At 66.5% G+C, this 25413-nt stretch carries 21 protein-coding genes; 12 read left to right on the top strand and 9 right to left on the bottom strand.

What is annotated here, in order from left to right; all coding sequences use genetic code 11:
• From PO768_RS01610 to PO768_RS01650, 9 genes are all read right to left on the bottom strand, one after another.
• Positions 1-1905 carry a bifunctional 2',3'-cyclic-nucleotide 2'-phosphodiesterase/3'-nucleotidase gene (locus PO768_RS01610; protein ID WP_272644611.1) on the bottom strand — a complete coding sequence of 635 codons (1905 nt, stop codon included), beginning with the start codon at positions 1903-1905 and terminating at the stop codon, positions 1-3.
• Positions 1906-1958: 53 nt separating this feature from the next.
• Positions 1959-2588 (bottom strand): sensor histidine kinase, encoded by a 630-nt coding sequence (locus tag PO768_RS01615; protein ID WP_262973023.1) that lies wholly within the window; start codon positions 2586-2588, stop codon positions 1959-1961.
• A gap of 3 nt (positions 2589-2591) precedes the next feature.
• A complete protein-coding gene (locus tag PO768_RS01620) occupies positions 2592-4217 on the bottom strand; it encodes a response regulator (protein WP_272644612.1) in 1626 nt (541 codons plus the stop codon).
• Positions 4218-4365: 148 nt separating this feature from the next.
• Positions 4366-6957, bottom strand: coding sequence for a bifunctional aconitate hydratase 2/2-methylisocitrate dehydratase (gene acnB / locus PO768_RS01625; protein WP_272644613.1), 2592 nt, complete (start codon positions 6955-6957; stop codon positions 4366-4368).
• A 40-nt stretch (positions 6958-6997) separates the two neighbouring features.
• Complete coding sequence (locus PO768_RS01630) at positions 6998-7402, bottom strand: type II toxin-antitoxin system VapC family toxin (protein WP_262973020.1); 405 nt, start codon at positions 7400-7402, stop codon at positions 6998-7000.
• Positions 7399-7665, bottom strand: a complete 267-nt coding sequence (locus PO768_RS01635) for an AbrB/MazE/SpoVT family DNA-binding domain-containing protein (RefSeq protein WP_137940657.1) — start codon at positions 7663-7665, stop codon at positions 7399-7401. The genes PO768_RS01630 and PO768_RS01635 overlap by 4 nt, the downstream gene beginning before the upstream one ends.
• A 124-nt stretch (positions 7666-7789) precedes the next feature.
• Positions 7790-8395: a hypothetical protein gene (locus PO768_RS01640; protein WP_272644614.1), complete on the bottom strand. Its 606-nt coding sequence runs from the start codon at positions 8393-8395 to the stop codon at positions 7790-7792.
• 108 nt (positions 8396-8503) lie between these two features.
• Complete coding sequence (locus tag PO768_RS01645) at positions 8504-9514, bottom strand: HpcH/HpaI aldolase/citrate lyase family protein (RefSeq protein WP_272644615.1); 1011 nt, start codon at positions 9512-9514, stop codon at positions 8504-8506.
• An 80-nt stretch (positions 9515-9594) separates the two neighbouring features.
• Positions 9595-10584 carry a malate dehydrogenase gene (locus PO768_RS01650; RefSeq protein ID WP_272644616.1) on the bottom strand — a complete coding sequence of 330 codons (990 nt, stop codon included), beginning with the start codon at positions 10582-10584 and terminating at the stop codon, positions 9595-9597.
• A 262-nt stretch (positions 10585-10846) separates the two neighbouring features.
• Here PO768_RS01650 and PO768_RS01655 point away from each other — a divergent pair, with 262 nt between their 5' ends.
• The 12 genes from PO768_RS01655 (at position 10847) to purL (ending at position 25355) form a co-directional block, all read left to right on the top strand.
• Complete coding sequence (locus PO768_RS01655; RefSeq protein ID WP_137940653.1) at positions 10847-11608, top strand: GntR family transcriptional regulator; 762 nt, start codon at positions 10847-10849, stop codon at positions 11606-11608.
• Between the two features lie 95 nt (positions 11609-11703).
• Positions 11704-12147 (top strand): succinate dehydrogenase, cytochrome b556 subunit, encoded by a 444-nt coding sequence (sdhC, locus tag PO768_RS01660; RefSeq protein WP_272644617.1) that lies wholly within the window; start codon positions 11704-11706, stop codon positions 12145-12147.
• 16 nt (positions 12148-12163) lie between these two features.
• Positions 12164-12523 (top strand): succinate dehydrogenase, hydrophobic membrane anchor protein, encoded by a 360-nt coding sequence (gene sdhD / locus PO768_RS01665; RefSeq protein WP_272644618.1) that lies wholly within the window; start codon positions 12164-12166, stop codon positions 12521-12523.
• Complete coding sequence (sdhA, locus tag PO768_RS01670; protein ID WP_272644619.1) at positions 12523-14319, top strand: succinate dehydrogenase flavoprotein subunit; 1797 nt, start codon at positions 12523-12525, stop codon at positions 14317-14319. The genes sdhD and sdhA overlap by 1 nt, the downstream gene beginning before the upstream one ends.
• Before the next feature lie 13 nt (positions 14320-14332).
• Positions 14333-15037: a succinate dehydrogenase iron-sulfur subunit gene (locus PO768_RS01675; RefSeq protein ID WP_137940649.1), complete on the top strand. Its 705-nt coding sequence runs from the start codon at positions 14333-14335 to the stop codon at positions 15035-15037.
• Positions 15038-15059: 22 nt separating this feature from the next.
• Positions 15060-15335 (top strand): FAD assembly factor SdhE, encoded by a 276-nt coding sequence (locus PO768_RS01680; RefSeq protein ID WP_137940648.1) that lies wholly within the window; start codon positions 15060-15062, stop codon positions 15333-15335.
• A 27-nt stretch (positions 15336-15362) separates the two neighbouring features.
• Complete coding sequence (gene gltA, locus PO768_RS01685) at positions 15363-16673, top strand: citrate synthase (protein ID WP_272644620.1); 1311 nt, start codon at positions 15363-15365, stop codon at positions 16671-16673.
• 237 nt (positions 16674-16910) lie between these two features.
• Positions 16911-17921: a LacI family DNA-binding transcriptional regulator gene (locus PO768_RS01690; RefSeq protein WP_272644621.1), complete on the top strand. Its 1011-nt coding sequence runs from the start codon at positions 16911-16913 to the stop codon at positions 17919-17921.
• Between the two features lie 24 nt (positions 17922-17945).
• Positions 17946-18872 carry a ribokinase gene (gene rbsK / locus PO768_RS01695; protein ID WP_272644622.1) on the top strand — a complete coding sequence of 309 codons (927 nt, stop codon included), beginning with the start codon at positions 17946-17948 and terminating at the stop codon, positions 18870-18872.
• A 23-nt stretch (positions 18873-18895) separates the two neighbouring features.
• Positions 18896-19858 carry a nucleoside hydrolase gene (locus PO768_RS01700; RefSeq protein ID WP_272644623.1) on the top strand — a complete coding sequence of 321 codons (963 nt, stop codon included), beginning with the start codon at positions 18896-18898 and terminating at the stop codon, positions 19856-19858.
• A gap of 10 nt (positions 19859-19868) precedes the next feature.
• On the top strand, positions 19869-21191 hold the full coding sequence (locus PO768_RS01705; protein WP_272644624.1) for a TRZ/ATZ family hydrolase: 1323 nt from the start codon (positions 19869-19871) through the stop codon (positions 21189-21191).
• Positions 21192-21320: 129 nt separating this feature from the next.
• Positions 21321-25355 (top strand): phosphoribosylformylglycinamidine synthase, encoded by a 4035-nt coding sequence (gene purL / locus PO768_RS01710; RefSeq protein ID WP_272644625.1) that lies wholly within the window; start codon positions 21321-21323, stop codon positions 25353-25355.
• Positions 25356-25413 lie beyond the last annotated feature (58 nt).

Here is a 25413-nt window from a genome sequence, read left to right on the forward strand (position 1 = left end):
TCAGTGCGCCAGCTCGTACAAGGCCGAGCCGTCGCCCTGGTCCTTGACCAGGCGCACGGCCGGCGTGCGCGGCAGGTGCTGGATGCCGCTGGCGCTTGAGCTGAAGCGCAGCCGGATGCCCGGCACCGGCAGGATGCGCCAGTTGCCGTCGGCCGAGGGGTTGAAGCGCTTGACCGTGCTCAGGTACTGGGCCAGCGCCTCGCGGTTCTCGTCGGGCGCGTCGATCACGATGCGCTCGGCGCCCAGGCCCGGGAAACCGCCGCCGCCGTTGGCGCGGTAGTTGTTGGTGACGACCAGGAACTCGGCGGCCGCGTCAACGGGCTTGCCCTGGTAGCGCAGATTGACGATGCGGTGGCCCTGGGCCGGGCTGCGTTTGCCCTCGACATCGTAGCGAGCCGGCTGGCTGACATCGATCTCGTAGCTGACGCCCTCTACCGTGTCGAAGTTGTAGGAGCGAAAGCCCGGCTCGATCAGCGCCTGCTCGGCCGGCCCCTTGGGGTCGATCTGCCGGAACTGGCCGGCTGACATCTCCAGCCATTCGCGCAGCTCGGCGCCCGTGATCTTCACCGCCTTGATGGTGTTGGGGTAGACATAGAGATCGGCCACATGCTTGATCGCGACCGGGCCGGCCGGGATGTCGGTGTAATTGCTCCAGCCCTGGCGCCCGCCGGCCTTGAAGGGCGCGGCGGCCGAGAGCAGCGGCAGCTTTTCATAGGCCGTGCCGCGCACCGCGCGTGCCACATAGGCCAGCTGGGCCTGGGCGACGACCTGGACCGAGGGGTCGTCGGCCACCTGGGCGAAGTAGCTGTGGATAGGCGCCTCGGTGATGGCCACCTGGCTGCGCACATAGTCCAGCGTCTGCTGGTGTTCGACCGCAATCGTCTGCGCCACCATCGGATCGGCCTCGACCAGCGCACGCCGGCTGCTGCGCTGGTAGATCGCGCGAATCTCGGCGCGGCTCTCGACCACCTTCCAGGCGCCGCTGCTGTTGTCCAGCTTCAGATCGATCACGCCCAGATGATCGCCCCAGCGGCCCGGCATCACGCTGGGCACACCAAAGATGCTGCCGCGCACCAGATCCACGCCGGGGTAGCCGGCGAAGGTGGGGCTGGGGAACTCGGCATGGGCATGGCCCAGCAGCAAGGTGTCAACACCTGGCACCCGGGCCAGCTGGGCGGCCACGTTCTCGGCGAATTTGGGCTGCTCGGTCTTCTCGAAGCCGCTGTGCGCGATCGCCACCACCAGCTCGGCGCCGGCCGCGCGCATCTCGGGCAGATAGCGCCGGGCCGCCTCGATGATGTCCAGCGCCTGGACCCGGCCCTCCAGATGCTGGCGGTCCCACTGCATGATTTGCGGCGGCACAAAGCCGATCACGCCGATCTTCAGCGCATGGCTCTGACCGGCCTCATCGACGAGCGTGCGCTGCAGGATCACATAGGGCGTGAAGGCCGGCTTGCCGCTGCCGGCCTCGACCACATTGGCGCTGACATAGGGGAATTGCGCGCCGGCGATGGCCTGGCGCAGGAACGGCAGGCCATAGTTGAACTCGTGGTTGCCGATATTGGCGGCGTCCACCTTCAGCAGGTTCAGCACCTTGTAGGCCGGGTGCACGGCGTCCTTGGCCAGCGGCTTGACCCGTGCCACCACATCGCCCAGCGGATTGCCCTGCAGCAGATCACCGTTGTCAAACAGCAGGCTGTTCCTGGCCTCGGCCCGCGCCGCCTTGATCAGGCTGACGGTCTTGGCCAGGCCGTATTCATCGGTGCTCTTGTCCTGGTAGTAGTCGTAGTTCAGCAGGTTCATATGCACATCGCTGGTCTGCAGGATGCGCAGCTTCAGCTCGGCGGCTCGGGCGCCGCCGGCCAGGGACAGCAGGATCAGGAGGAGGGCACGGGTTGGATTCATCGGGATGGGCGAGGGCAGGGGAGCCGGCATGCTAGCAGGCCGGTCTTGACGCATCAGGGCAGAAACAGCTCGAACACCGCGCCGCCGTCCGCATGGTTGCGCAGCACGCTGCGGCCGCTGCGGCCCTTGTTGCGATGGGCCTTGGCGACCTCGTCGCAGACCAGGCGGCCCAGGCCCGTCGAGTTGTGGGCCGGCGTGGCCTGCAGGCCGGGGCCGTCATCGCGCACCGAAAAGCACAGCTGGCCGTCCTCGACCCGCAGGCCCAGCACGATGCGGCTGCGTGCGAAGCGCAGCGCGTTGTAGAGCGCCGAGTCGAGCGCCAGCCGCACCAGATGCTGATCGAAGAACCAGAAGGGCGGCACCGCAGCGGCGATCTCCAGCTGCAGTTGCAGCCCGCCGTGTATCAGCATCTGGGCCTCGGCATGCATGTCCTGCAGCATCGCCTCGGGAATCTCCTCGGCCGCGGCGGCGCGCAGGCCGCCGGCCTCGCTGGCCTGCTGGGCGGTCAGGAACTCGACCAGCTTGCGGGTCAGCACATGGGCCTGCTCATGGGCCTGGCGCGCATGCTGATGGGCCTGGGCCGGCAGGTCCAGCCGGCCGAGCTTGGTCAGCTCGTCGCTGAGGATGGCCAGGCGGTTCTTCAGGTCGTGCAGCACCGCGGCGTTGAGGTAGCGATCCAGCATGGCTCAGGCGGCGCCGGCGCGCTCGCGATAGAACTTGCGGGCCGCCGCGACGCGGTCGTGATTGGGGTGGCTGTGCTCCAGCCGGGCCAGCAGCTCGGCGGCGCGCGCGCGATGCGGTTCGCGTGCATCCGCGCTCTCGCGCCCCATCGCGATCAGGTGCAGGCTGCACAGCTCGATCAGTACATTGAAGTTCTGCGGCGACAGCGTCAGCGCCTGCTCGCCGAGCTCCAGTGCCCGCGCCACATCGCCGCTGCGCTTGGCTTGCTGCAGCGCGTTCATCGCTTCTGTCATCTCGCGGCCGACCTGCTCGATCAGCGCCCGGCACTCGGCCTCGGCCGGCGTGCCCTCGGCAGCGCGCAGCGCACTGGCCAGCAGCAAGGGGCGGTCGCTGTGGTTGCGCGCCAGCTCGGTGATCAGCTGCTGGCCCAGCGCGGTCTGGCCGGTGGCCAGCGCGCTTTTTGCGATCAGCAGCTTGTGCTGCTCGTCCAGCGGCGTCTTGGCCATGCGCTGCTCGACCTCTTGCATCAGCGCGGTAGCGGCAGCCGCATTGCCCAGGCGCTGCTGGGCCTGCGCGCTGAGCGCCTTGGCCAGCAGGCCCGCGTCCGGCGAGTCGGCAAACTTCTTGGCCAGCTCGACGGCCAGACCCAGCGCGCGCAGGGCGTCGCCCTTGTCCAGCAGGGCCTGGGTCAGCAGCAGCTGGGCCTGCGGCGTCGGTTGGACCGCGTGCTTGTTCTTTGCGGCGGCCTGCTCCAGCGCCTTCAACGCGGTCTCGGTCTCGCCGGCACCCAGGGCCAGGCTGCCCAGGCGCAGCTTGCGCTTGGCGTTCGGCACCAGATCGGCGACGGTCTGGGCGATGCCCATGGCCGCCTGTGCGTCGCCCTGGTCTTCGGCCATCTCCAGCAGCACGTCATAGGCGCTGGCGTAGGAGGGTTGCTCGCGTGTCAGCTGCTCCAGCGCGGCGCGGGCCTGCTCAGTCTTGCCCAGCGCCCGCAAGGCCTGGGCCTGACCCAGCTGGGCCCAGGACAGTTCGGTATTGAGCTGCAGCGCCTGTGCGTAGCAGGCGCGGGCGTCCTCGAAGCGGGCCAGCCGCATCAGCGCCTGGGCCTTCTGCTTCAGGCCCTCGACGCTGAGCGCGTCGCCGCGCCGGATGAAGCCCTCGGCCGTCTCCAGCACCCTGTCCCACTGCTGGGCCTCGACCGCCAGCAGCAAGGGCGCCAGCGTCTGCTTGCGGGTCGACAGCGCCTCGATATAGCGCGACAGCAGCTGGTCGGTGAAGGGCTTGACGATATAGCCGTCGGGCATGAAGTCGCCGGCCGCCAGGATGTCGGTGCGCAAGGCATTGGCGGTGATGTAGATCCACGGCGCGACCGGGCTCAGCAGCTTGGCGCCGCGCGCGGCCTCCAGCAACTGCTGCCCGTCCGGGCCTTCGCCGAGGTTGTAGTCGCTGAGCACCAGATCGATACCCTCGCCACGCATGGCCTTCAGCGCCTCGGCCGCATTGCCGGCCATCAGCACCGTGCGTATGCCCAGTCGGTACAGCGACTCGCGGATGATCTGGCGCATCTGCTGCTGGTCGTCGACCACCAGCACCTTGTAGGCCGAGGTCGGTTTGGGCTGAGCTGCACTCATGGCATCACTCCGGCGCGGTGGGCGTCATCGGATCGACTGTAAGTGAAAGCGCGGGCGCTTCATGCGACTTTGTACCGCGCGGGCCACAAAGACAGCGGCCCGCCGACTTCGCGTCGGCGGGCCGCTGATGGTCAAGCCTGATTCAGACTCAGGCCGTCACGCCCTTGGCAGTTTCAGCGTACTCCTCGATCTGGTCGAAGTTCATGTACTTGTAGATCTTGCTGCCGTCGGCATTGATCACGCCCATGTCCGCGTGGTACTCGGCCACCGTCGGGATGCGGCCCAGCTTGGAGGCGATCGCGGCCAACTCGGCCGAGGCCAGGTAGACGTTGCTGTTCTTGCCCAGGCGGTTGGGGAAGTTGCGTGTGGAGGTGGACACCACGGTGGCGCCTTCCTTGACCTGGGCCTGATTGCCCATGCACAGCGAGCAACCAGGCATTTCCATGCGCGCACCGGCCGTGCCGAAAGTGCCATAGTGGCCTTCCTTGGTCAGCTCCTGTGCGTCCATCTTGGTCGGCGGGGCGACCCACAGCTTGACCGGGATGTCGCGCTTGCCTTCCAGCAGCTTGGAGGCGGCACGGAAGTGGCCGATATTGGTCATGCAGGAGCCAATGAAGACCTCATCGATCTTGGTGCCGGCCACATCGCTGAGGAACTTGGCATCGTCCGGATCATTCGGGCAGCACAGGATCGGTTCCTTGATGTCGGCCAGATCGATCTCGATGACGTGGGCGTACTCGGCGTCGGCATCGGCCTTCATCAGCTTCGGGTCGGCCAGCCAGGCTTCGACGGCCTGGATGCGGCGCTGCAGGGTGCGGGCGTCAGCGTAACCGTCGGCGATCATGTTCTTCATCAGCACGATATTGCTGGTCAGGTACTCCTTGATCGGCTCGGGGTTCAGGTGCACGGTGCAGCCGGCGGCGCTGCGCTCGGCCGAGGCGTCGCTCAGCTCGAACGCTTGCTCCACCTTCAGATCCGGCAGGCCTTCGATCTCCAGGATGCGGCCCGAGAAGGCATTGATCTTGCCGGCCTTGGCGACGGTCAGCAGGCCTTGCTTGATGGCATACAGCGGGATCGCATGGACCAGGTCGCGCAGCGTGATGCCGGGCTGCATCTGGCCCTTGAAGCGCACCAGCACCGACTCGGGCATGTCCAGCGGCATCACGCCGGTGGCGGCGCCGAAGGCCACCAGGCCGGAGCCGGCCGGGAAGGAGATGCCGATCGGGAAGCGGGTGTGCGAGTCGCCGCCGGTACCGACCGTGTCGGGCAGCAGCAGGCGGTTCAACCAGCTGTGGATCACGCCGTCGCCGGGGCGCAGCGAGACGCCGCCGCGGTTGCTGATGAAGGCGGGCAGTTCGCGGTGGGTCTTGACGTCGACCGGCTTCGGATAGGCGGCGGTGTGGCAGAAGCTCTGCATCACCAGGTCGGCCGAGAAGCCCAGGCAGGCCAGGTCCTTCAGCTCGTCGCGGGTCATCGGGCCGGTCGTGTCCTGCGAGCCGACCGTGGTCATCTTGGGCTCGCAATAGGTGCCGGGGCGCACACCCTGGCCTTCCGGCAGGCCGACGGCACGGCCGACCATCTTCTGAGCCAGCGTGAAGCCGGCCTCGGTGGCGGCCGGGGGCTGGGGCAGGCGGAAGGTGGTGGAGGCGGGCAGGCCCAGGAACTCACGGGCCTTGGCGGTCAGCGAACGGCCGATGATCAGGTTGATGCGGCCGCCGGCGCGCACCTCGTCGAACAGCACATCGCTCTTGAGCTGGAACTCGACCGCAACCTTGCCGTCCTTCTCGATCTTGCCCTCGTAGGGGTAGATGTCGATCACATCGCCCATTTCGAAGGCCGAGACATCGACCTCGATCGGCAGCGCGCCGGAGTCTTCCTGCGTATTGAAGAAGATCGGCGCGATCTTGCCGCCCAACGTGACGCCGCCGAAGCGCTTGTTCGGCACAAAGGGGATGTCCTGACCGGTGGCCCAGATCACGCTGTTGGTGGCGCTCTTGCGCGAGGAGCCGGTGCCGACCACATCGCCGACATAGGCCACCAGATGGCCCTTGCTCTTCAGGTCCTCGATGAACTTCATCGGGCCGCGCTTGCCGTCTTCCTCGGGCACGAAGGCCGCGCCGGGACGGGTGTTTTTCAGCATTGCCAGATAGTGCAGCGGGATGTCCGGGCGGCTCCAGGCGTCGGGGGCCGGCGACAGATCGTCGGTATTGGTCTCGCCGGGCACCTTGAACACGGTCACGGTGATCTTCTTGGCGACTTCGGGACGCGAGGTGAACCACTCGGCCTCAGCCCAGCTCTGCATCACGGCCTTGGCCTGCGCATTGCCGGCCTTGGCCTTCTCGGCGACGTCGTTGAAGAAGTCGAACATCAGCAGGGTCTTTTTCAGACCGGCGGCGGCGACCTCGGCCACGGCCGCATCGTCCAGCAACTCGATCAGCGGATGAACGTTGTAGCCGCCCACCATGGTGCCCAGCAGTTCGGTGGCCTTGGCCTTGGAGATCAGGGCCACGGTCAGGTCGCCATGGGCCACGGCGGCCAGGAAGCTGGCCTTGACCTTGGCGGCGTCATCGACGCCCGGCGGCACGCGGTGCGTCAGCAGGTCCAGCAGGAACTCGCCTTCCCCGCTCGGGGGCGTCTTGATCAGCTCGATCAGCTCGGCCACCTGCTTGGCGTCCAAAGGCAGGGGCGGGATGCCCAGCGCGGCGCGCTCGGCGGTGTGTTGGCGATAGGCTTGCAACATGGCTACTCCTGGGGGGGGCTAGGTGGGGTCAGCGGGCGGGTCAACGTTGAGGGACGATGAGCCTCAGGCCCTTGTAGTAATCGCGGAAGAATCCTTCGTCGCGGGTGATCAGGGCTTGGCACTGCAGCAGGGCATGGGCGCCGATCAGGAAATCGGCCACCACGCGCTCGCGCTTGCCGCCACGGTCGCGGTAGCGGCGCTGCATATGACCGGCGCGCACGGCGGCGGCCTGCTGGATGGGTTCGAAGCGGATGCCGAACTCATTGAGCGCGTCCATCACGGTCTCGCGCGTGTCGAGCAGGGTCTGGACCTCGGCCACGACCGCTTCGCTGATGACGACCTCGCCCTCGCTCAAGGCCTTGGCCAGCACCAGCGAGGAGGCCTCGCCGTACTCGGCATCGCCGGTCAGCACGTCGACCAGCACGGAGGAGTCGACGGCGATCATGTCTCGTCCTCGCTGGGCGCGGGATAGGGGTCGCCCGGGGCGCGGCCACGCAGCGCGCGCATCGCGTCATTGGTGCTGGTGAAGCCTTCGGCCAGTTTGAAACGCCCGCGCAGCTTGGCCAGCGCGTCGTCGACGTTCTTGCTCAGGATGATGCGGCCGCCGTCAAGTTCGACCTTGAGCGTGGTGCCCTTGCTCAGGCCCAGCGCATCACGCACCGCCTTGGGCAGGGTGATCTGGCCGCGTTCGGCAACAGTGGCTTCCATGGCAGGGCTCCGGAAATGGCGCGGGTATGGGTGTCGGTATGGCGAGGAAAGTATGCATTGATTCTACATACTTTGGCCTCGCCCGGGAATACCCGCGCGCCGATCGGAGTCTGCCGGGCCGGCTTCAGCTGCCGCGCTTGGCGGGGCTGGGCGCGATGCCCAGGCTGCTGGCGTCGGCTTCGACCTCCAGGCCGGAGGCGGCGGCCGATGCGGCAGCGGCGGCGCGGGCGATCTTGGCGGCCTCGATCGCGGCGCGGTGCTCGGGATGCAGGCACTCATCGACCAGGCGGCGGCCCACATGGGTGTCCATCAACATGGACTTGTTGGCGATCTGGATCATCAGGGTACGGCCGGTGACGTCTTCCAGGCGCAGCGCGCCGGTCGAGGACAGCACCGGCTTCATCGTGAAGGTGTCCTTCTGCCACATCACGTCCAGATAACCCGGCTTGATATTTCGGGTGATGCTGACCGATTGCTTGAACTCGCAGTCATAAGTACCGAGATAGGCACGCTCGGTGGCGGCCAGCTGCTCTTCGGTGGCATCGGCCAGCGGCGGCGGGGGCGGCGGCACCGGCGCCGGCTTGGCGCGCGGCTTGACCGGGGCTTTCTTGACGGCTTGTTTGTTGGCCGGTTTGGCGGCGGCAGGGGCGGCAGGGCTCGCGGATTGGGCCATCACGGCGCCAGCGCTCGCGAGGCTGATCAGCAGGGTCAGGGTGGGAATGATTTTCATGGGTATCTCTGGGTACGGCAGGGAAGGCTCGCGCTGCAATGTAGCCGCATCGGCGGCCGGCGCGGGTGAGCGATTGTCACCGCCGCCGCAGCGCCGCCACCCCCTGCTTTACCCCAAATGGGCGGCGTCGCCGAAGTAGGCCTGCTCGACTTCGATCGGCAGGGTCTGGCCGGTGCGGTGGGCGCGCTCGAGCAACTGCCAGAAATAGCGGTAGCTGGCGCGGTCGTGCAGATGGTCGCGGTACTGGATCGGCGCCCAGTGGGCCGCCTGGGCGGCGTGGATGATGTCGATGGCCTCGTCGATCTCGGCCACGCTGGGGGCAAAGGCGTCGATGATGGGCTGGATCTGGCTGGGGTGGATGCTCCACATCCGCGTGTAGCCGAACTCGCGGGCAGCGCGCCGCGCGGCTTCCTCGATGGCTGAGACCTTCTTGAACTCGGTGACGACGCAGTGCGACGGTGTCTTGCCGAAGCCATGGGCGGCGGCGGCGATCTCGAGCTTGGCGCGCAGCACCAGCGGATGGCTGAACTGGCCCTGCAGGCTCATGCCCTGGCGCGGGATCGCGCCGCGATGGGCCGAGACGAAGTCCATCAGACCGAAGGACAGCGACTCGATGCGCGGGTGGGCGGCGATCTGCTGCACCTCGCGCAGCGCGCCATGGGTCTCGATCAACACATGGACGGGCAGCGGGCGGCTGATGCCGTGGCGAGCCAGGCTGGCGTCGATGAAGGCGCAGGCCTTCTCGACATCGGCAATGCCGCGCGGCTTGGGCACCATCAGATAGGCCAGCTTCGCACCGGCGCCGGCGATCAGGCCGTCGACATCGGCCTCGAAGGCGGGGTGATCCAGCGGATGGACGCGGGCGCCGACGCGGCCGAACCGGTTGTTCGCACTGTGGAGCATCGCGAGCACCAGTTGCACATGCTCGGCCTCGCCGCCTATCGGTGCGCCGTCCTCGCAGTCCAACGTGATGTCGAACACCGGGCCCATCTCGGCCTGCAGCTCCAGGCTCTTGCCCATGCGGGCTTCGACGCCGCAGTAGTGGTCGACCACGGGCAGGGTGGCGGCGGCGTCGCCTTCCTCGAACAGGGCCAGGCGGGGGTGGGGAGCGGTGGTCACGATGGCGGTCTCAATGAAAAAAGGGCCGGCAAAAGCCGGCCCTTGGTTTTGCTCAAGCGAGTGTCGCTCAAGCCTGAGGCTCAGAGCAGGTGCTTGACGCCCGCCTGCTCTTCCAGCAGTTCGTTGAGCGTCTTGTTGATGCACTCTTGCGAGAAGGCATCGATCTCCAGGCCTTCGATGATCTTGTACTCGCCGTTCTCGCAGGTGACCGGGTAGCCGAACATCACATCCTTGGGGATGCCGTACTCGCCGCCCGAGGGGATGCCCATCGTGACCCATTTGCCGTTGGTGCCCAGGGCCCAGTCGCGCATATGGTCGATGGCTGCGTTGGCGGCCGAGGCGGCCGAGGACAGGCCGCGGGCCGCGATGATGGCGGCGCCGCGCTTGCCCACGGTGGGCAGGAAGGTTTCGCGGTTCCAGGTCTCGTCATTGATCATGGCCTTGACCGAGGCGCCGCCGATGGTGGCGAAGCGGTAGTCGGCATACATGGTCGGAGAGTGGTTGCCCCAGACGGCCAGCTTCTCGATCTCGGCGACCGGCTTGCCGGTCTTGGCGGCGAGCTGCGAGGCGGCGCGGTTGTGGTCCAGGCGCAGCATTGCGGTGAAGTTTTTGGCCGGCAGGTCCGGGGCCGACTTCATCGCGATATAGGCATTGGTATTGGCCGGATTGCCGACCACCAGCACCTTGACATTGCGCGACGCGACGGCGTTCAGCGCCTTGCCCTGGGCGGTGAAGATGGCGCCGTTGATCGACAGCAGCTCCGAGCGCTCCATGCCCGGGCCGCGCGGACGCGAGCCGACCAGCAGCGCGTAGTCGGTGTCCTTGAAGGCGGTCATCGGGTCGCTGTGGGCCTCGATGCCCACCAGCAGCGGGAAGGCGCAGTCCTGCAGCTCCATGATCACGCCCTTCAGTGCGTTCTGGGCCTTCTCGTCAGGGATCTCCAGCAGCTGCAGGATCACCGGCTGGTCCTTGCCCAGCATTTCGCCGGAGGCGATGCGGAACAGCAGGGCGTAGCCGATCTGGCCGGCGGCACCGGTGACGGCGACGCGAACGGGTTTCTTTGTGCTCATGTGAAAGCTCCGGAGTAATGACGAAATGTGGGGGGTGTTCCATGCCCGCAGGGGTGCCGGAAGACAAGCTCCAGCGTTCCGGCGAGTGCCGCGCAAGTGTAGGACAGTCCAAGGGCTTACCCGGCTGGACTGGCGGCCTGCGATGCCATAGCGCGCGATTATGCGATGTTTTCCGGATTTCTTGCTCGCGTCTTATGTCTTATAGAAGATATCACTCAACTTTGATGGACGAATGGCCCCGACCTGTGCTGCAATGCCGGCCATGTCGACCGCCCCACCGCTGTCCGGCGAATCCGCACGCCCGGACGCCGGCCCTTCTTTCAGTCCGCTGTACCGCCAGATCAAGGGGCTGATCATCGCCAGCCTGCAGGCCGGCGAGTGGAAGGCGGGCGAGGCGATCCCCAGCGAGATCGAGCTGGCGACGCGCTTCGGTGTCAGCCAGGGTACGGTGCGCAAGGCCATCGACGAGCTGGCGGCCGACAATCTGCTGGTGCGCCGTCAGGGCAAGGGCACCTTTGTCGCGACCCATGCCGAGCAGAAGATCCAGTACCGCTTTCTGCGCCTGATGCCCGACGAGGGCCAGGAGGCGCTGGGTCGCCAGCTGCTGGACTGCAAGCGCCAGCGCGCGCCGGCCTGGATCGCCAAGCAGCTGCAGATGCGTGCCGGCGACCCGATGGTCGAGGTGCGCCGGCTGCTGCACAGCAAGAACCACCCGGTGGTGCTGGACGATATCTGGCTGCCCGGCGCCCTGTTCAAAGGGTTGACGGCCGAGCGGCTCGAAAAACACCGCGGGCCCTTCTACGGCCTGTTCGAGGCCGAGTTCGGCGTGCACATGATTCGCGCGCAGGAGCAGATCCGTGCGGTCGCGGCCGATGCCGAGGCCGCCGCGCTGCTGCAGGTGGCGCCGGGCACGCCGCTGCTGAGCGTCGAGCGCCTGTCCTTCACCTATGGTGACAAGCCGGTCGAGCTGCGGCGCGGCCTCTATAACACCGCTTCACACTTTTACCGCAATGAGCTGAACTAATCCTTGCGCGTTGCGTAGCGCGCACTGCAGCAGCTGAAGCCCTGCTGCATTGCAATAAAATCCTCGGGTTTCATGTTGATTACATAAGGTTGGGTATGACAAGCACCACCAACGGTACCGCCAAGAAAAGACCGGTCTATCGCAACATCAATTTCTTTACCGATTTGCGAACCTACCGGCTGCCGCCGGCCGGCTTTGTGTCCATCCTGCACCGGATCAGCGGTGTGCTGATGTTCCTGCTCTTGCCCTTCATCATCTGGATGTTCGACAACAGCCTGACGTCCGAGATCTCCTACGACGCCTTCACCAACGCCTTCGTGGCCGGCATCGGCTTTGTGCCGGCCTGGTTCATCAAGCTGGTGGTGCTGGGCCTGGCCTGGGCCTATCTGCATCACTTCATCGCCGGCGTGCGCCATCTGTGGATGGATGCGACGCATAGCGTCAGCAAGGAGCAAGGTCATTCGTCGGCGGTGTTCACACTGGCCGCCAGCGTGCTGCTGACCTTGGCCGTCGCGGCCAAGCTCTTCGGCCTGTACTGAACGCGAGGTTAAAACAATGAGTACTTTTGGTTCCAAGCGCATCGTCGTGGGTGCGCACTACGGTCTGCGCGACTGGCTGGCCCAGCGCATCACGGCCGTGTTGATGGCCTTGTTTACCGTCGTGCTGCTGGTGCAGTTCCTGATGCCCGGCGAGCTGGGCTATGACCACTGGGCGGCGATCTTCTCGTCGCAGTGGATGAAGCTGCTGACCTTTGTCGTGATCATCTCGCTGGCCTACCACGCGTGGGTGGGCATGCGCGATGTCTGGATGGACTATGTGAAGCCGGTCGGCGCGCGCCTGTTTCTGCAAGCGTTCACGCTGGTGTGGCTGGTGGCTTGCGCCGGCTGGGCGATCCAAGTGTTGTGGAGACTGTGATGTCGGTGGCTAATTCAATTCCTAAGCGCAAGTTTGATGTCGTGATCGTCGGAGCCGGTGGCTCGGGCATGCGCGCCTCCTTGCAGCTCTCGCTGGCCGGCCTGAATGTGGCCGTGCTGTCCAAGGTTTTTCCGACCCGCTCGCACACCGTGGCCGCCCAGGGCGGCATCGGCGCCAGCCTGGGAAATATGTCGGAAGACAACTGGCACTACCACTTCTTCGACACCGTCAAGGGCTCGGACTGGCTGGGTGACCAGGACGCGATCGAGTTCATGTGCCGCGAAGCGCCCAAGGTCGTCTACGAGCTTGAGCATTTCGGCATGCCTTTCGACCGCAATGCCGATGGCACGATCTACCAGCGCCCCTTCGGCGGCCACACCGCCAACTACGGCGAGAAGCCGGTGCAGCGCGCCTGCGCGGCGGCTGACCGTACCGGCCACGCGATGCTGCACACGCTGTACCAGCAGAACGTCAAGGCCAAGACCCAGTTCTTCGTCGAATGGATGGCGCTGGACCTGATCCGCGACGCCGAGGGCGATGTGGTGGGCGTGACCGCCCTGGAGATGGAGACCGGCGAGGTCCACATCCTGCAGGCCAAGACCGTGCTGCTGGCCACCGGCGGGGCAGGGCGCATCTTCGCCGCCTCGACCAATGCCTTCATCAACACCGGCGACGGCCTGGGCATGGCGGCGCGTGCCGGCATCCCGCTGGAAGACATGGAGTTCTGGCAGTTCCACCCGACCGGCGTGCACAACGCCGGCGTGCTGCTGACCGAAGGCTGCCGCGGCGAAGGCGCGATCCTGCGCAACAGCAATGGCGAGCGCTTCATGGAACGCTATGCGCCGACCCTGAAGGACCTGGCACCGCGCGACTTCGTCTCGCGCTGCATGGACCAGGAGATCAAGGAAGGGCGTGGCTGCGGTCCGAACAAGGACTACATCCAGCTGGACATGACCCATCTGGGCGGCGACACCATCATGAAGCGCCTGCCCTCGGTGTTCGAGATCGGCCACAACTTCGCCAATGTCGACATCACCAAGGAACCGATCCCGGTGGTGCCGACCATCCACTACCAGATGGGTGGCATCCCGACCAATATCCATGGCCAGGTGGTCGTGCCCAAGGACGGCAAGCCCAATGCGGTGATCAACGGCCTGTACGCGGTGGGCGAGTGCGCCTGCGTCAGCGTGCACGGCGCGAACCGCCTGGGCACCAACTCTTTGCTCGACCTGCTGGTGTTCGGCCGTGCGGCCGGCAACCACATCGTCGACGCCGGCCTGAAGACTAAAGCGCACAAGGATCTGCCGGCCGATGCAGCCGACCGCTCGCTGGCCCGCCTGGCCCGCCTGGACGCCAGCACCAGCGGCGAGTACGCGCAGGATGTGGCCAACGATCTGCGTGCCGCGATGCAGCAGCATGCCGGCGTGTTCCGCACCCAGGCCATGCTCAACGAGGGCGTGGCCAAGGTGGCCGAGATCGCCAAGCGCGTCGCCAACATCACGCTGAAGGACAAGTCCAAGGTCTTCAACACCGCCCGCATCGAGGCGCTGGAGGTCGAGAACCTGATCGAGGCGGCCCAGGCCACCATCGTCTCCGCTGCGGCCCGCACCGAGAGCCGCGGCGCCCATACGGTGGACGACTACGGCGACACGCCCGCCCACCCGAATGGTCGCAACGACGAGCAGTGGATGAAGCACACGCTGTGGTATTCGGAAGGCAACCGCCTGGACTACAAGCCGGTCAACTTGAAGCCGCTGACGGCCGAGTCGATTCCGCCCAAGGTCCGTACGTTCTAAGAGGTAAATCACTATGACCAAGCGTACTTTTCAGATCTACCGCTACGACCCGGACAAGGATGCCAAGCCCTATATGCAGACCCTCGAGGTCGAGCTGGACGGCTCCGAGCGCATGCTGCTGGACGCCCTGAACAAGCTCAAGGCCGTCGATCCCAGCCTGAGCTTCCGTCGCAGCTGTCGCGAGGGTGTCTGCGGTTCGGATGCGATGAACATCAACGGCAAGAACGGTCTGGCATGCCTGACGAATATGCGTACCCTGCCGGGCACCATCGTCTTGAAGCCGCTGCCGGGCCTGCCGGTCGTGCGCGACCTGATCGTCGACATGACTCAGTTCTTCAAGCAGTACAACTCGATCAAGCCTTATCTGGTCAACGACACGCCGCTGCCCGACAAGGAGCGTCTGCAGTTCCCTGAAGAGCGCGAAGAGCTCAACGGCCTGTACGAGTGCATCCTCTGCGCCAGCTGTTCGACCAGCTGCCCCAGCTTCTGGTGGAACCCGGACAAGTTCGTCGGCCCCGCCGGCCTGCTGCAAGCCTACCGCTTCATCGCCGACAGCCGCGACGAGGCCACCGGCGAGCGTCTGGATAATCTGGAAGATCCGTACCGCCTGTTCCGCTGCCACACCATCATGAACTGCGTCGATGTCTGCCCGAAGGGGCTGAACCCGACCAAGGCCATCGGCAAGATCAAGGAATTGATGGTCCGGCGCGCCGTCTGACGATGCCCGGCCCTGCTCAGTCATGACCGCTGTCAACACCCTGATCGACGAGAGAGCCCTCTCCAAGCTGCGCTGGCGCTGCCGACGCGGCCTGCTGGAGAATGATCTCTTCATCGAGCGTTTCTTCGCTCGATACGACCGCAGTCTGACCGAGCATCAGGCCGAGGGCCTGCGCGTGCTGATGGAGCTGTCCGACAACGATTTGTTGGATCTGTTCCTGTGCCGCAAGCAGCCCGAAGGCGAACTCGATCGTGCCGATGTGCAAGAGGTCCTGGCCCTGCTCAGGACCGCCCCCTGAATCCCCAAGAAGTCATAAGGAACGCCCATGACCCCGTCTGACGTCAAAGCCACCCTGTCGTTCTCCGATGGCAGCCCGCAAATGGATCTGCCGCTGTACAAGGGCACGATAGGCCCGGATGTGATCGACATCCGCAAGCTGTACGCACAGACGGGCAAGTTCACCTACGACCCCGGCTTCCTGTCGACCGCTTCATGCAACTCGACCATCACCTATATCGATGGCGACAAGGGCGAGCTGCTGTATCGCGGCTACCCGATCGAGCAGCTGGCCACCAGCTGCGACTACCTCGAAACCTGCTATCTGCTGCTGTACGGAGAGCTGCCCAACCCGGCGCAGAAGGAAGACTTCGTCGCTCGCGTGACCAACCACACCATGGTCAACGAGCAGATGCAGTTCTTCCTGCGCGGCTTCCGCCGCGACGCGCATCCGATGGCTGTGATGACCGGTCTGGTCGGCGCGATGTCGGCCTTCTATCACGACAGCACCGACATCAATAACCCCGAGCACCGCGAGATCGCCGCGATCCGCCTGATCGCGAAGATGCCGACGCTGGTGGCCATGGCCTACAAGTACACCATCGGCCAGCCCTATATCTATCCGAAGAACGATCTGAGCTACGCCGGCAACTTCATGCGCATGATGTTTGCCACGCCCTGCGAGGACTACAAGCCCAACGACGTGCTGGTGCGCGCGATGGACCGCATCTTCACGCTGCATGCCGACCACGAGCAGAACGCGTCGACGTCGACCGTGCGCCTGTGCGGTTCCTCGGGCACCAACCCCTTTGCGGCCATCGCGGCCGGCGTGGCCTGCCTGTGGGGCCCGGCTCACGGCGGCGCCAACGAGGCGGCGCTGAACATGCTGGGCGACATCCAGAAGCAGGGTGGCGTCGCCAAGATCGGCGAGTTCATCAAGCAGGTCAAGGACAAGAGCAGCGGCGTCAAGCTGATGGGCTTCGGTCACCGGGTCTACAAGAACTACGACCCGCGCGCCAAGCTGATGCGCGAAACCTGCCACGAGGTGCTGGACGAGCTGGGTCTGCACAACGACCCGATGTTCAAGCTGGCGATGGAGCTGGAGAAGATCGCGCTGGAAGATGAGTACTTCGTCGCCCGCAAGCTCTACCCGAACGTCGACTTCTACTCCGGCATCGTGCAGCGCGCCATCGGCATCCCGGTGCCGCTGTTCACCGCGATCTTCGCGCTGGCCCGCACGGTCGGCTGGATCGCCCAGCTCAACGAAATGATCGGTGACCCGGAGTACAAGATCGGCCGCCCGCGTCAGCTCTTCGTCGGCTCGACCCCGCGCGACGTCAAGCCGATCGCGCAACGCTGATCGATTCCTAGCGGGCCGCGTGCCCGCTGCTGTTGCCAAACCCGCCCGGCCTTCAGGCCCGGCGGGTTTTTTGATGCCCGGGCCGGCGGACCAGGGAAAGCCCGGGGCCGCCAGGCCCGGATATTTGCGCAAACAGCGCTGCCGGCCTGCCGTCAGGCTGCTTGTTTCAGCTATGCTTTGTGGTTGGCAAACGTTTGCCACTGTGTGGTCATTGATGATGGAAAGCACTGAGTCCTTGTGAGCACGATCAAAGATGTTGCGGCCCTGGCGGGGGTCTCGTTCACCACCGTCTCCCATGTGCTGAACGACACCCGGCCGGTCAGCGCCGACGCGCGGCGCCGGGTGCTGGCGGCGGTCGAGGAGATCGGCTATCTGCCCAGCGCGGTGGCGCGCTCTTTGCGCAAAAGCGAGACCAAGATCGTGGGCGTGCTGGTGCCCACCGTCAACAATCCCTTCGTCGCCGAGCGGGTCTGTGGCGTCGAGGACTGCTGCCGGCTGGCCGGCTCCTCGGTGTTCCTGTGCAACTCCGACAACGCCCCGAAACGCCAGCAGCAGTCCATGCGCACCCTGCTGGAAAAACGTATCGACGGGCTCTTGCTGTCCTCGGCCGGCGATGCCGCATCGCTGGCCCGCATCTTCAAGCTGGCCACCGTGCCCTCGGTGACGGTGGACCGTCTGGTGCCGGGCGCGCGCGCCGATCGGGTCAGCGTCAACAATGCTGACGGCGCCTACAAGGCGGTCAAGCATCTGCTGGACCTCGGTCACCGCCGCATCGCGTGCATCAGTGGGCCGGCCGAGTTCGAGGTGACTGCGGAGCGGGTCGACGGCTGGCGCCGTGCCCAGCTCGATCGCGGCATCACGCCCGACGAAGGCCTGCTGATCGAAAGCGACTTCAGCAGCGCCGGCGGCTACGAAGCGGCACGCCGCCTGCTGCGCGCGCAGGCCGGTATCACGGCCCTGTTCGCCAGCAATGACATGATGGCCCTGGGTGCGCTTCGCGCGGCCGCCGAATCGGGGCTCAAGGTGCCGCAGCAGCTCTCCATCGTCGGCTTTGACGATATCGAGCTCAGCGGCTTTGTTTACCCGGCGCTGACCACGGTGGGCTGCTCGATCAAGGAGCTGGGCCGCGAAGCGGCCCGGGTGCTGGTGGACCGCATCGAGAACCCGGCGGCGCCGCTGAAGGATGTGCTGCTGACGCCGCGTCTGGTGGTGCGAGAAAGCACCTCCGCGCCGCAGCGACTGGGCTGAGAAAAAACAAAGGGAAGAAGTTTCATGACGCAGCGCGCAAATGCAGCCCCCCAGGTGGTGGTGGTAGGCAGCATCAATATGGACATGGTCTCGCATTCCCGGCGTCTGCCCGGGCCCGGCGAGACCCTGATGGGCGAGGCCTTTGTGATGGCGCCCGGCGGCAAGGGGGCCAACCAGGCCGTGGCTGCGGCCCGGCTGGGCGCGCCGGTGGCATTTGTCTCGCGGGTCGGCACGCGCCAGCATGGCGCGGAGCTGCTGGCCGCGCTGGCCGAGGAGGGCATCGCGACCTCCGGCGTGGTCGCCGATCCGGCGGCGCTGCCCGGCGTCGCCGTCATCATGGTGGCCAGCGAGGGCGGTGAGAACTCCATCGTCTACGTGCCCGGCAGCAATGCCCAGCTCAGCGCGGCCGATGTGCAGACCAGTGCCGCGCTGCTGCAGTCGGCCAAAGTTGTCGTGGCCCAGCTGGAGGTACCGGTGCCGGCCATCACCCAGGCCTTCGAGCTGGCCCGCGCGACCGGCGTCACGACGATTCTGAACGCGGCACCGGCGCTGCCGGTCGGCGATGCCTTGCTGGCCCTGAGCAACTGGTTGATCGTTAACGAGACCGAGGCCGGCCAGCTCGCGGGCATGGCCAGCGGCAGCGTCGACGAGGCCGCGGCTGCGGCGCTGGCGCTGCTGCAGCGCGGCCCGCAGCAGGTGCTGGTGACGCTGGGCGCGCAAGGCGTGCTGCTGTGCGGCGCGGCCGGCGTCCAGCATCTGCCGGCCCGGGTCGTCAAGGCGGTCGACACCGTCGGTGCCGGCGACACCTTTGTCGGCGGCCTGGCCGCCGGTCTGGCCGAGGGCATGAGCGCGACCGATGCGGTGCGCCTGGGCCAGGCGGCGGCGGCCATTGCGGTCAGCCGCAGCGGCGTGCAGTCGGCGATGCCGCGCCGCGCCGAAATCACTCTTTGAACAACCGAACTGGTGCTTGCAGTATGAAAGCCTCTGCCGTAATTTTTGACACCGACCCCGGCATCGACGATGCGATGGCGCTGCACCTGCTGGCGCGCCACCCGGCCATCGCGTTGCGCGCGCTGACCACCGTGTTCGGCAACGCCCCCATCGCGACCACCACCCGCAATGCGCTGAGCCTGTCGGCCTTCTACGGCCTGGACCTGCCGGTGGCGCAGGGCGCGGCCGGCCCGCTGCACACGCCGGCGGAGCAGGACTTCCCGGCCCATGTGCATGGCGACGACGGCCTGGGCGGCATGTTCGGGCAATTGCCCGCCTCGCCGGCCCGAGCAGATGCCCGCCCGGCCCATCAGCTGATCTGCGATCTGATCAATGCCGAACCCGGCGAGATCACGCTGCTGGCCGTCGGCCCGCTGACCAATATCGCACTGGCCCTGCGCCATGACCCGACGATCACGGCCAAGGTTCGCCAGGTCGTCGTGATGGGCGGCGCCTTCGGCACTCATGGCCATGGCGGCAATGTGACGCCGGTGGCCGAGGCCAATATCATCAATGACCCCGAGGCGGCCGACATCGTCTTCACGGCCGACTGGCCGGTCGTCATCGTCGGCCTGGATGTGACCCAGGAGGTGGTGATGAAGCATCAGTACCTGGCCGCGCTGCAAGGCAAGGACGGCGCCGTCGGCGACTTTCTGTGGACCGCGACCCGCCATTACCAGGACTTCTATCACGAGCGCGACGGCATCGGCGGCATCTACTCGCACGACGCCAGCGCGGCGGCCTTCTGCATTGCACCCGAGCTGTTCAGCCTGCGCAGCGGCCCGGTGCGCGTCGTCACCGAGGGCATTGCCCGCGGCCAGACCATCCAGGACTTCCACAAGCCCACCGGTGCGCAGACGCCCTGGAGCAGCTGCTCGCCGCAGCAGGCCTGCATCGCCGTCGATGCGGCCGGCGTGCTGAATCTGTTTGCCCAAGCCTTCAATTGAGGAGAAACCCATGAGCCAAGCCCAACAAACCCTGCTGAAGGCCCGCTGGATCGTCTCGATGGCGCCCGGCAGCGAGGTGCTCAATGAGCATGCGCTGGTGATGGAGGGCGAGCGCATTGCGGCCCTCCTGCCCTGGGCCGAGGCCGAGACCCGGTACCCGGATGCGGCCAAGGTCGAACTCGGCTCGCATGTGCTGATCCCGGGCCTGATCAACGGCCACACGCATTCGGCGATGTCGCTGCTGCGTGGCGTGGCCGACGATGTGCCGCTGATGGACTGGCTCAACAACCACATCTGGCCGCTGGAGAAGAAGTGGGTCAGCGAGGACTGGACCTACCAGGGCTCGCTGCTGTCGGCGGCCGAGTCGCTGCGCGGCGGCGTCACCTATCTGAACGATATGTACTTCTTCCCGACCGCGATGGCGCGCGCCGCCGTCGACTCAGGTCTGCGCGCCGGCGTCTCGATCAACGTGATCGATTTCCCGACCGGCTATGCCTCGGGCCCGGACGACTACATCGCCAAGGGCCTGGCCGCTTACCAGCAGTTCAAGGGCGAGAAGCTCCTGGACTGGACCAGCGCGCCGCACGCGCCCTACACGGTGTCGGACGAGACCTTCATCAAGCTGCGCCAGTTGGCTGAGCAGCATGGCATGCAGATGCACTGCCATATCCACGAGACCCAGGACGAGGTCGATGGCAGCCTGAAACAATATGGCATGCGGCCGCTGGAGCGCCTGAACAAGCTGGGTCTGCTCAACGAGAAGATGATGGCCGTGCACATGGTCCATCTGAACGAGGACGAGATCGCGATGCTGGCGCGGCAGAAGGTGCACCTGGTCCACAACCCGAACTCGAATATGAAGCTGGCCTCGGGTGTCTGCCCGGTGACGGCGCTCGAAGCCGCCGGCGTCAACACGATTCTGGGCACCGACGGCGCAGCGTCGAACAACCGCCAGGACATGTTCGGCGAGATCCGCGCTGCGGCCTTGCTGGCCAAGGGCTCGACGCAGAATCCCACCACCGTCTCGGCACGCAGCGCGCTGGAGATGGCCACCATTCGCGCCGCCAAGGCCATGGGCCGGGGCGACGACCTGGGGTCGCTGGAAGTGGGCAAGCTGGCCGACGTCGTCGCGGTGTCGCTGGACGCGCTGGAATGCCGACCGGTCTACAACCCCGAGGCCCAGCTGGTCTATGTGGCCGGCCGCGAGCATGTCTCCGATGTCTGGGTCGGCGGCCGCCAGGTCTTGAAGGGCCGCGAGCTGACCACGGTGGACCAGGGCGCCTTGCTGGATCGCATCGAAGGCATCGTCGCCAGGATGAAGACCGAGCGCTGAGTTCACTTACCGGCTGGTGAAACTTGCCGCCTTTGCGGGCGGCAAGTCCAAGACCCAGGCCAGCCTCGGTAGAATCCCGCACTTCATCGAAGGTCGGCCGTCTCGGTCCGGCTAGCACTGCGGGATTCCATGGCTTCCACCAAGCATCTGCTTTCGTTCGAGGGCGGCAACGCTCTTTCCGCTTTCCGGGCCCAGGCGCTGCTGCCTCGGCTGCAGGCCGTCAATGCGCGCATCAGCGCGGTCCAGGCACGCCATGTGCACTGGGTCTGGAGCGATGTGGCCTTGGCCGCCGATGAGCAGGCCAAGCTGGCCGCGCTGCTGAACTATGGCGACGCCTATGAGGGCGGCGGCGAAGGCAGCCTGGTGCTGGTGGCGCCGCGCCTGGGCACGGTCAGCCCCTGGGCCTCCAAGGCCACCGATATCGCCCACAACTGCGGGCTGAATAGCATCCACCGGGTCGAGCGGGTCACCGAGTACCGCCTGGTGCTGAAGTCCGGCCTGCTGGGGGGACTGATCGGCAGCGAGAAGACGCTGAGCCAGGCCGAGCTGATCGCCTGTGCCGATCTGCTGCACGACCGAATGACCGAGAGCGTGCTGCTGGCCCGCGAGGATGCCGCCCATCTGTTCGACGAAAAGACCGCGCAGCCGCTGGCCCATGTCGATGTGCTGGGCCAGGGCCGGGCGGCGCTGGAGTCGGCCAACAAGGACTTCGGCCTGGCCCTGTCCGATGACGAGATCGACTATCTGGTGACCGCCTTCACCGGCCTGCAGCGCAATCCCAGCGACGTCGAGCTGATGATGTTCGCGCAGGCCAATAGCGAGCACTGCCGCCACAAGATCTTCAATGCCAAGTTCACGGTGGACGGCGTCGAGCAGCCGCTGAGCCTGTTCAGCATGATCCGCCATACCGAGAAGCTGAGCCCGCAGCACACGGTCAAGGCCTATTCGGACAATGCCTCGGTGATGGAAGGCCACCGCATCGAGCGCTGGATGCCGGCCGGCGACAAGCGCGCGCCGCGCTACGAGGCGCGTGAGGAACTGGCCCATGTCTTGATGAAGGTCGAGACCCACAACCACCCGACCGCCATCTCGCCTTTCCCCGGCGCCTCGACCGGGGCCGGCGGCGAGATCCGCGACGAAGGCGCCACCGGCCGCGGCTCCAAGCCCAAGGCCGGCCTGACCGGCTTCTCGGTCTCCAATCTGCACCTGCCGGGCCTGTCCGAGCCCTGGGAGCAAAACCCGGTGGGCAAGCCCAGCCATATCGCCAGCGCGCTGCAGATCATGATCGAAGGCCCGCTGGGCGGCGCGGCCTTCAACAACGAGTTTGGTCGCCCCAATCTGAACGGCTATTTCCGCGTCTACGAGCAGCAGGTGGACGGCGTGCAGCGCGGCTATCACAAGCCCATCATGATCGCCGGCGGCCTGGGGGCGATTCGTGACGACCAGACGCAGAAGATCGAGTTCCCCACCGGCTCCCTGCTGGTGCAACTGGGCGGCCCCGGCATGCGCATCGGCATGGGCGGCAGTGCCGCCAGCTCGATGGCGGCCGGCACCAATACTGCAGACCTGGACTTCGACTCGGTGCAGCGTGGCAATCCCGAGATCGAGCGCCGGGTGCAGGAGGTCATCAACCACTGCTGGGGCCTGGGCCACGGTGCCGAAGGCACCTCCGGTGCCGGGAACCCCATCCTGGCCATCCACGATGTCGGCGCGGGCGGCATCTCGAATGCCTTCCCCGAGCTGGTCAATGACGCCGGCCGCGGCGCGCGCTTCGATCTGCGCAAGGTGCCGCTGGAAGAGTCCGGCATGGCGCCCAAGGAAATCTGGTGCAACGAGAGCCAGGAGCGCTATGTGCTGGCCATCGCACCTGACAGCCTGGATCTGTTCCAGCGCATGTGCGAACGCGAGCGCTGCCCCTTCGCGGTGGTGGGCGTGACGACCGAGTCGCGCGAGCTGATCCTGGAAGACGGGCCCGATGGCCAGCGCGCGGTGGACATGCCGATGGACGTGCTGCTGGGCAAGCCGCCCAAGATGCACCGCGAGGTGAGCCGGCTCGAGCGCGACGCCGGCCGGCTGGAGCTGACCGGCGTCGATCTGGCCAAGGTCGCCGTCGACGTGCTGCGCCACCCGACCGTGGCCTCCAAGCGCTTCCTGATCACGATCGGCGACCGCACGGTCGGCGGCCTGAACAGCCGCGACCAGATGGTCGGCCCCTGGCAGGTGCCGGTGGCCGATTGCGCCGTGACCCTGGCCGACTTCAAGGGCTTTGCCGGCGAGGCGATGAGCATGGGCGAGCGCACGCCGCTGGCCGCCGTCAACGGCCCGGCCTCGGGCCGCATGGCCGTGGCCGAGGCCATCACCAATCTGCTGGCCGCGCCTATCGAGCTCCCGCGCGTCAAGCTGTCTGCCAACTGGATGGCCGCCTGCGGCGAACCCGGTGAGGACGCCGCGCTGTTCGACACCGTCAAGGCGGTGGGCATGGAGCTGTGCCCGGCGCTGGGCATCTCCATTCCCGTCGGCAAGGATTCGCTGTCGATGCGCACGAAGTGGAACGACGGGGCCGACAAACAGGTCACTGCGCCGGTCTCGCTGATCATCACCGCCTTCGCCAGCATCGCCGATGTGCGCGCCACGCTGACACCTCAGCTGCAGTCCGGCCCGGATGTGGGTGATAGCAGCCTGATCCTGGTGGACCTGGGCCAGGGCCAGCACCGCATGGGCGGCTCCATCCTGGCCCAGGCGCTGAACCAGTTCGGCGGCGCGGTGCCCGATCTGGACGATGCGGCGCTGCTGAAGAACCTGGTTGCGGCCGTCAATCAGCTGCGCGCCGAAGGGCGCTTGCTGGCCTATCACGACCGTGGTGATGGCGGCCTGTGGGCCACGGCTTGCGAGATGGCTTTTGCCGGCCATATGGGCATCAGCCTGAATGTGGACATGCTGGTGACCGAGAGCGACGGCGTCAACGACAGCCGCGCTGATCAGGGCGATGCGAAGAACTGGGCCGCCCAGGTCAGCGCGCGCCGCGAGGAACTGACGCTGAAGGCGCTGTTCAACGAGGAGCTGGGCGTGCTGCTGCAGGTGCCCACCGCCGAGCGCGATGCGGTGATGCAGGTGCTGCGCGCCCATGGCCTGTCCAAGCTGAGCCATGTGGTGGGCAAGCCCAACAGCACGGGCAAGGTCGAGATCTGGCGCGATGCCAAGGCCGTTTTCAGCGCGCCACTGGAGGCCCTGCACAAGAGCTGGGACGAGGTGAGCTGGCGCATCAGCCAGCTGCGCGACAACCCGGCCTGTGCCGATAGCGAGCACGCCCAGGCCGGCCTGGCCGCCGACCCCGGCCGCCATCTGCAGCTGAGCTTCGATCCGCTGGAGGATGTCGCCGCGCCCTTCATCAACAGCGGCGCGCGGCCCAAGCTGGCCATCCTGCGCGAGCAGGGCGTCAACTCGCATATCGAGATGAGCTATGCGATGGCGCTGGCCGGCTTCGACACCTACGACGTGCACATGAGCGATCTGCAGGCGGGCGCGGTCGGCCTCGATCAGTTCAAGGGCTTTGTCGCCTGCGGTGGTTTCAGCTACGGCGACACCCTGGGTGCCGGCGAGGGCTGGGCCCGCTCCATCATGTTCAACCCGCTGCTGGCCGAGCAGTTCAAGGCCTTCTTCGCGCGCCCCGACAGTTTCGCGCTGGGCGTGTGCAACGGCTGCCAGATGATGGCGGCGCTGTCGCCCATCATCCCGGGTGCTGCGGCCTGGCCCAAGTTCACCCGCAACAAGAGCGAGCAGTTCGAAGCGCGCCTGGCCATGGTCGAGGTGCTGGACAGTCCCAGCCTGTTCTTCACGGGCATGGCCGGCAGCCGGCTGCCGATCGCGGTCGCTCACGGCGAGGGCTATGCCGACTTCTCGCAGCGCGGCGATGCGAAGACGGTGGCGCGCGCGATGCGCTATGTCGACCACGCCGGTGCGCCCACCGAGGTTTATCCGCTGAACCCCAACGGCAGCCCCGAGGGCCTGACCTCGGTGACCACGCCGGACGGTCGCTTCACCGTGCTGATGCCGCACCCCGAGCGCGTCTTCCGCAATGTGCAGATGAGCTGGACCTCGGGCGACAAGAGCGCCTACAGCCCCTGGATGCGCATGTTCCGCAATGCGCGCAAACAGCTGGGCTGAGCGGCTTTTCATCCTCAAGACTCGCCACCCCCGGCCGATAGCCTGGGGTGGTCTCGAC

This window comes from Paucibacter sp. XJ19-41 (genome assembly GCF_028462495.1).
Classification (GTDB): Bacteria; Pseudomonadota; Gammaproteobacteria; order Burkholderiales; family Burkholderiaceae_C; genus Roseateles_E.

Coding starts and splice junctions, on each gene's coding strand:
- PO768_RS01610 (WP_272644611.1), bottom strand. CDS start 1,905: ATGAATCCAACCCGTGCCCTCCTCCTGATCCTGCTGTCCCTGGCCGGC.
- PO768_RS01615 (WP_262973023.1), bottom strand. CDS start 2,588: ATGCTGGATCGCTACCTCAACGCCGCGGTGCTGCACGACCTGAAGAAC.
- PO768_RS01620 (WP_272644612.1), bottom strand. CDS start 4,217: ATGAGTGCAGCTCAGCCCAAACCGACCTCGGCCTACAAGGTGCTGGTG.
- acnB (WP_272644613.1), bottom strand. CDS start 6,957: ATGTTGCAAGCCTATCGCCAACACACCGCCGAGCGCGCCGCGCTGGGC.
- PO768_RS01630 (WP_262973020.1), bottom strand. CDS start 7,402: ATGATCGCCGTCGACTCCTCCGTGCTGGTCGACGTGCTGACCGGCGAT.
- PO768_RS01635 (WP_137940657.1), bottom strand. CDS start 7,665: ATGGAAGCCACTGTTGCCGAACGCGGCCAGATCACCCTGCCCAAGGCG.
- PO768_RS01640 (WP_272644614.1), bottom strand. CDS start 8,395: ATGAAAATCATTCCCACCCTGACCCTGCTGATCAGCCTCGCGAGCGCT.
- PO768_RS01650 (WP_272644616.1), bottom strand. CDS start 10,584: ATGAGCACAAAGAAACCCGTTCGCGTCGCCGTCACCGGTGCCGCCGGC.
- PO768_RS01655 (WP_137940653.1), top strand. CDS start 10,847: ATGTCGACCGCCCCACCGCTGTCCGGCGAATCCGCACGCCCGGACGCC.
- sdhC (WP_272644617.1), top strand. CDS start 11,704: ATGACAAGCACCACCAACGGTACCGCCAAGAAAAGACCGGTCTATCGC.
- sdhD (WP_272644618.1), top strand. CDS start 12,164: ATGAGTACTTTTGGTTCCAAGCGCATCGTCGTGGGTGCGCACTACGGT.
- sdhA (WP_272644619.1), top strand. CDS start 12,523: ATGTCGGTGGCTAATTCAATTCCTAAGCGCAAGTTTGATGTCGTGATC.
- PO768_RS01675 (WP_137940649.1), top strand. CDS start 14,333: ATGACCAAGCGTACTTTTCAGATCTACCGCTACGACCCGGACAAGGAT.
- PO768_RS01680 (WP_137940648.1), top strand. CDS start 15,060: ATGACCGCTGTCAACACCCTGATCGACGAGAGAGCCCTCTCCAAGCTG.
- gltA (WP_272644620.1), top strand. CDS start 15,363: ATGACCCCGTCTGACGTCAAAGCCACCCTGTCGTTCTCCGATGGCAGC.
- rbsK (WP_272644622.1), top strand. CDS start 17,946: ATGACGCAGCGCGCAAATGCAGCCCCCCAGGTGGTGGTGGTAGGCAGC.
- PO768_RS01700 (WP_272644623.1), top strand. CDS start 18,896: ATGAAAGCCTCTGCCGTAATTTTTGACACCGACCCCGGCATCGACGAT.
- PO768_RS01705 (WP_272644624.1), top strand. CDS start 19,869: ATGAGCCAAGCCCAACAAACCCTGCTGAAGGCCCGCTGGATCGTCTCG.
- purL (WP_272644625.1), top strand. CDS start 21,321: ATGGCTTCCACCAAGCATCTGCTTTCGTTCGAGGGCGGCAACGCTCTT.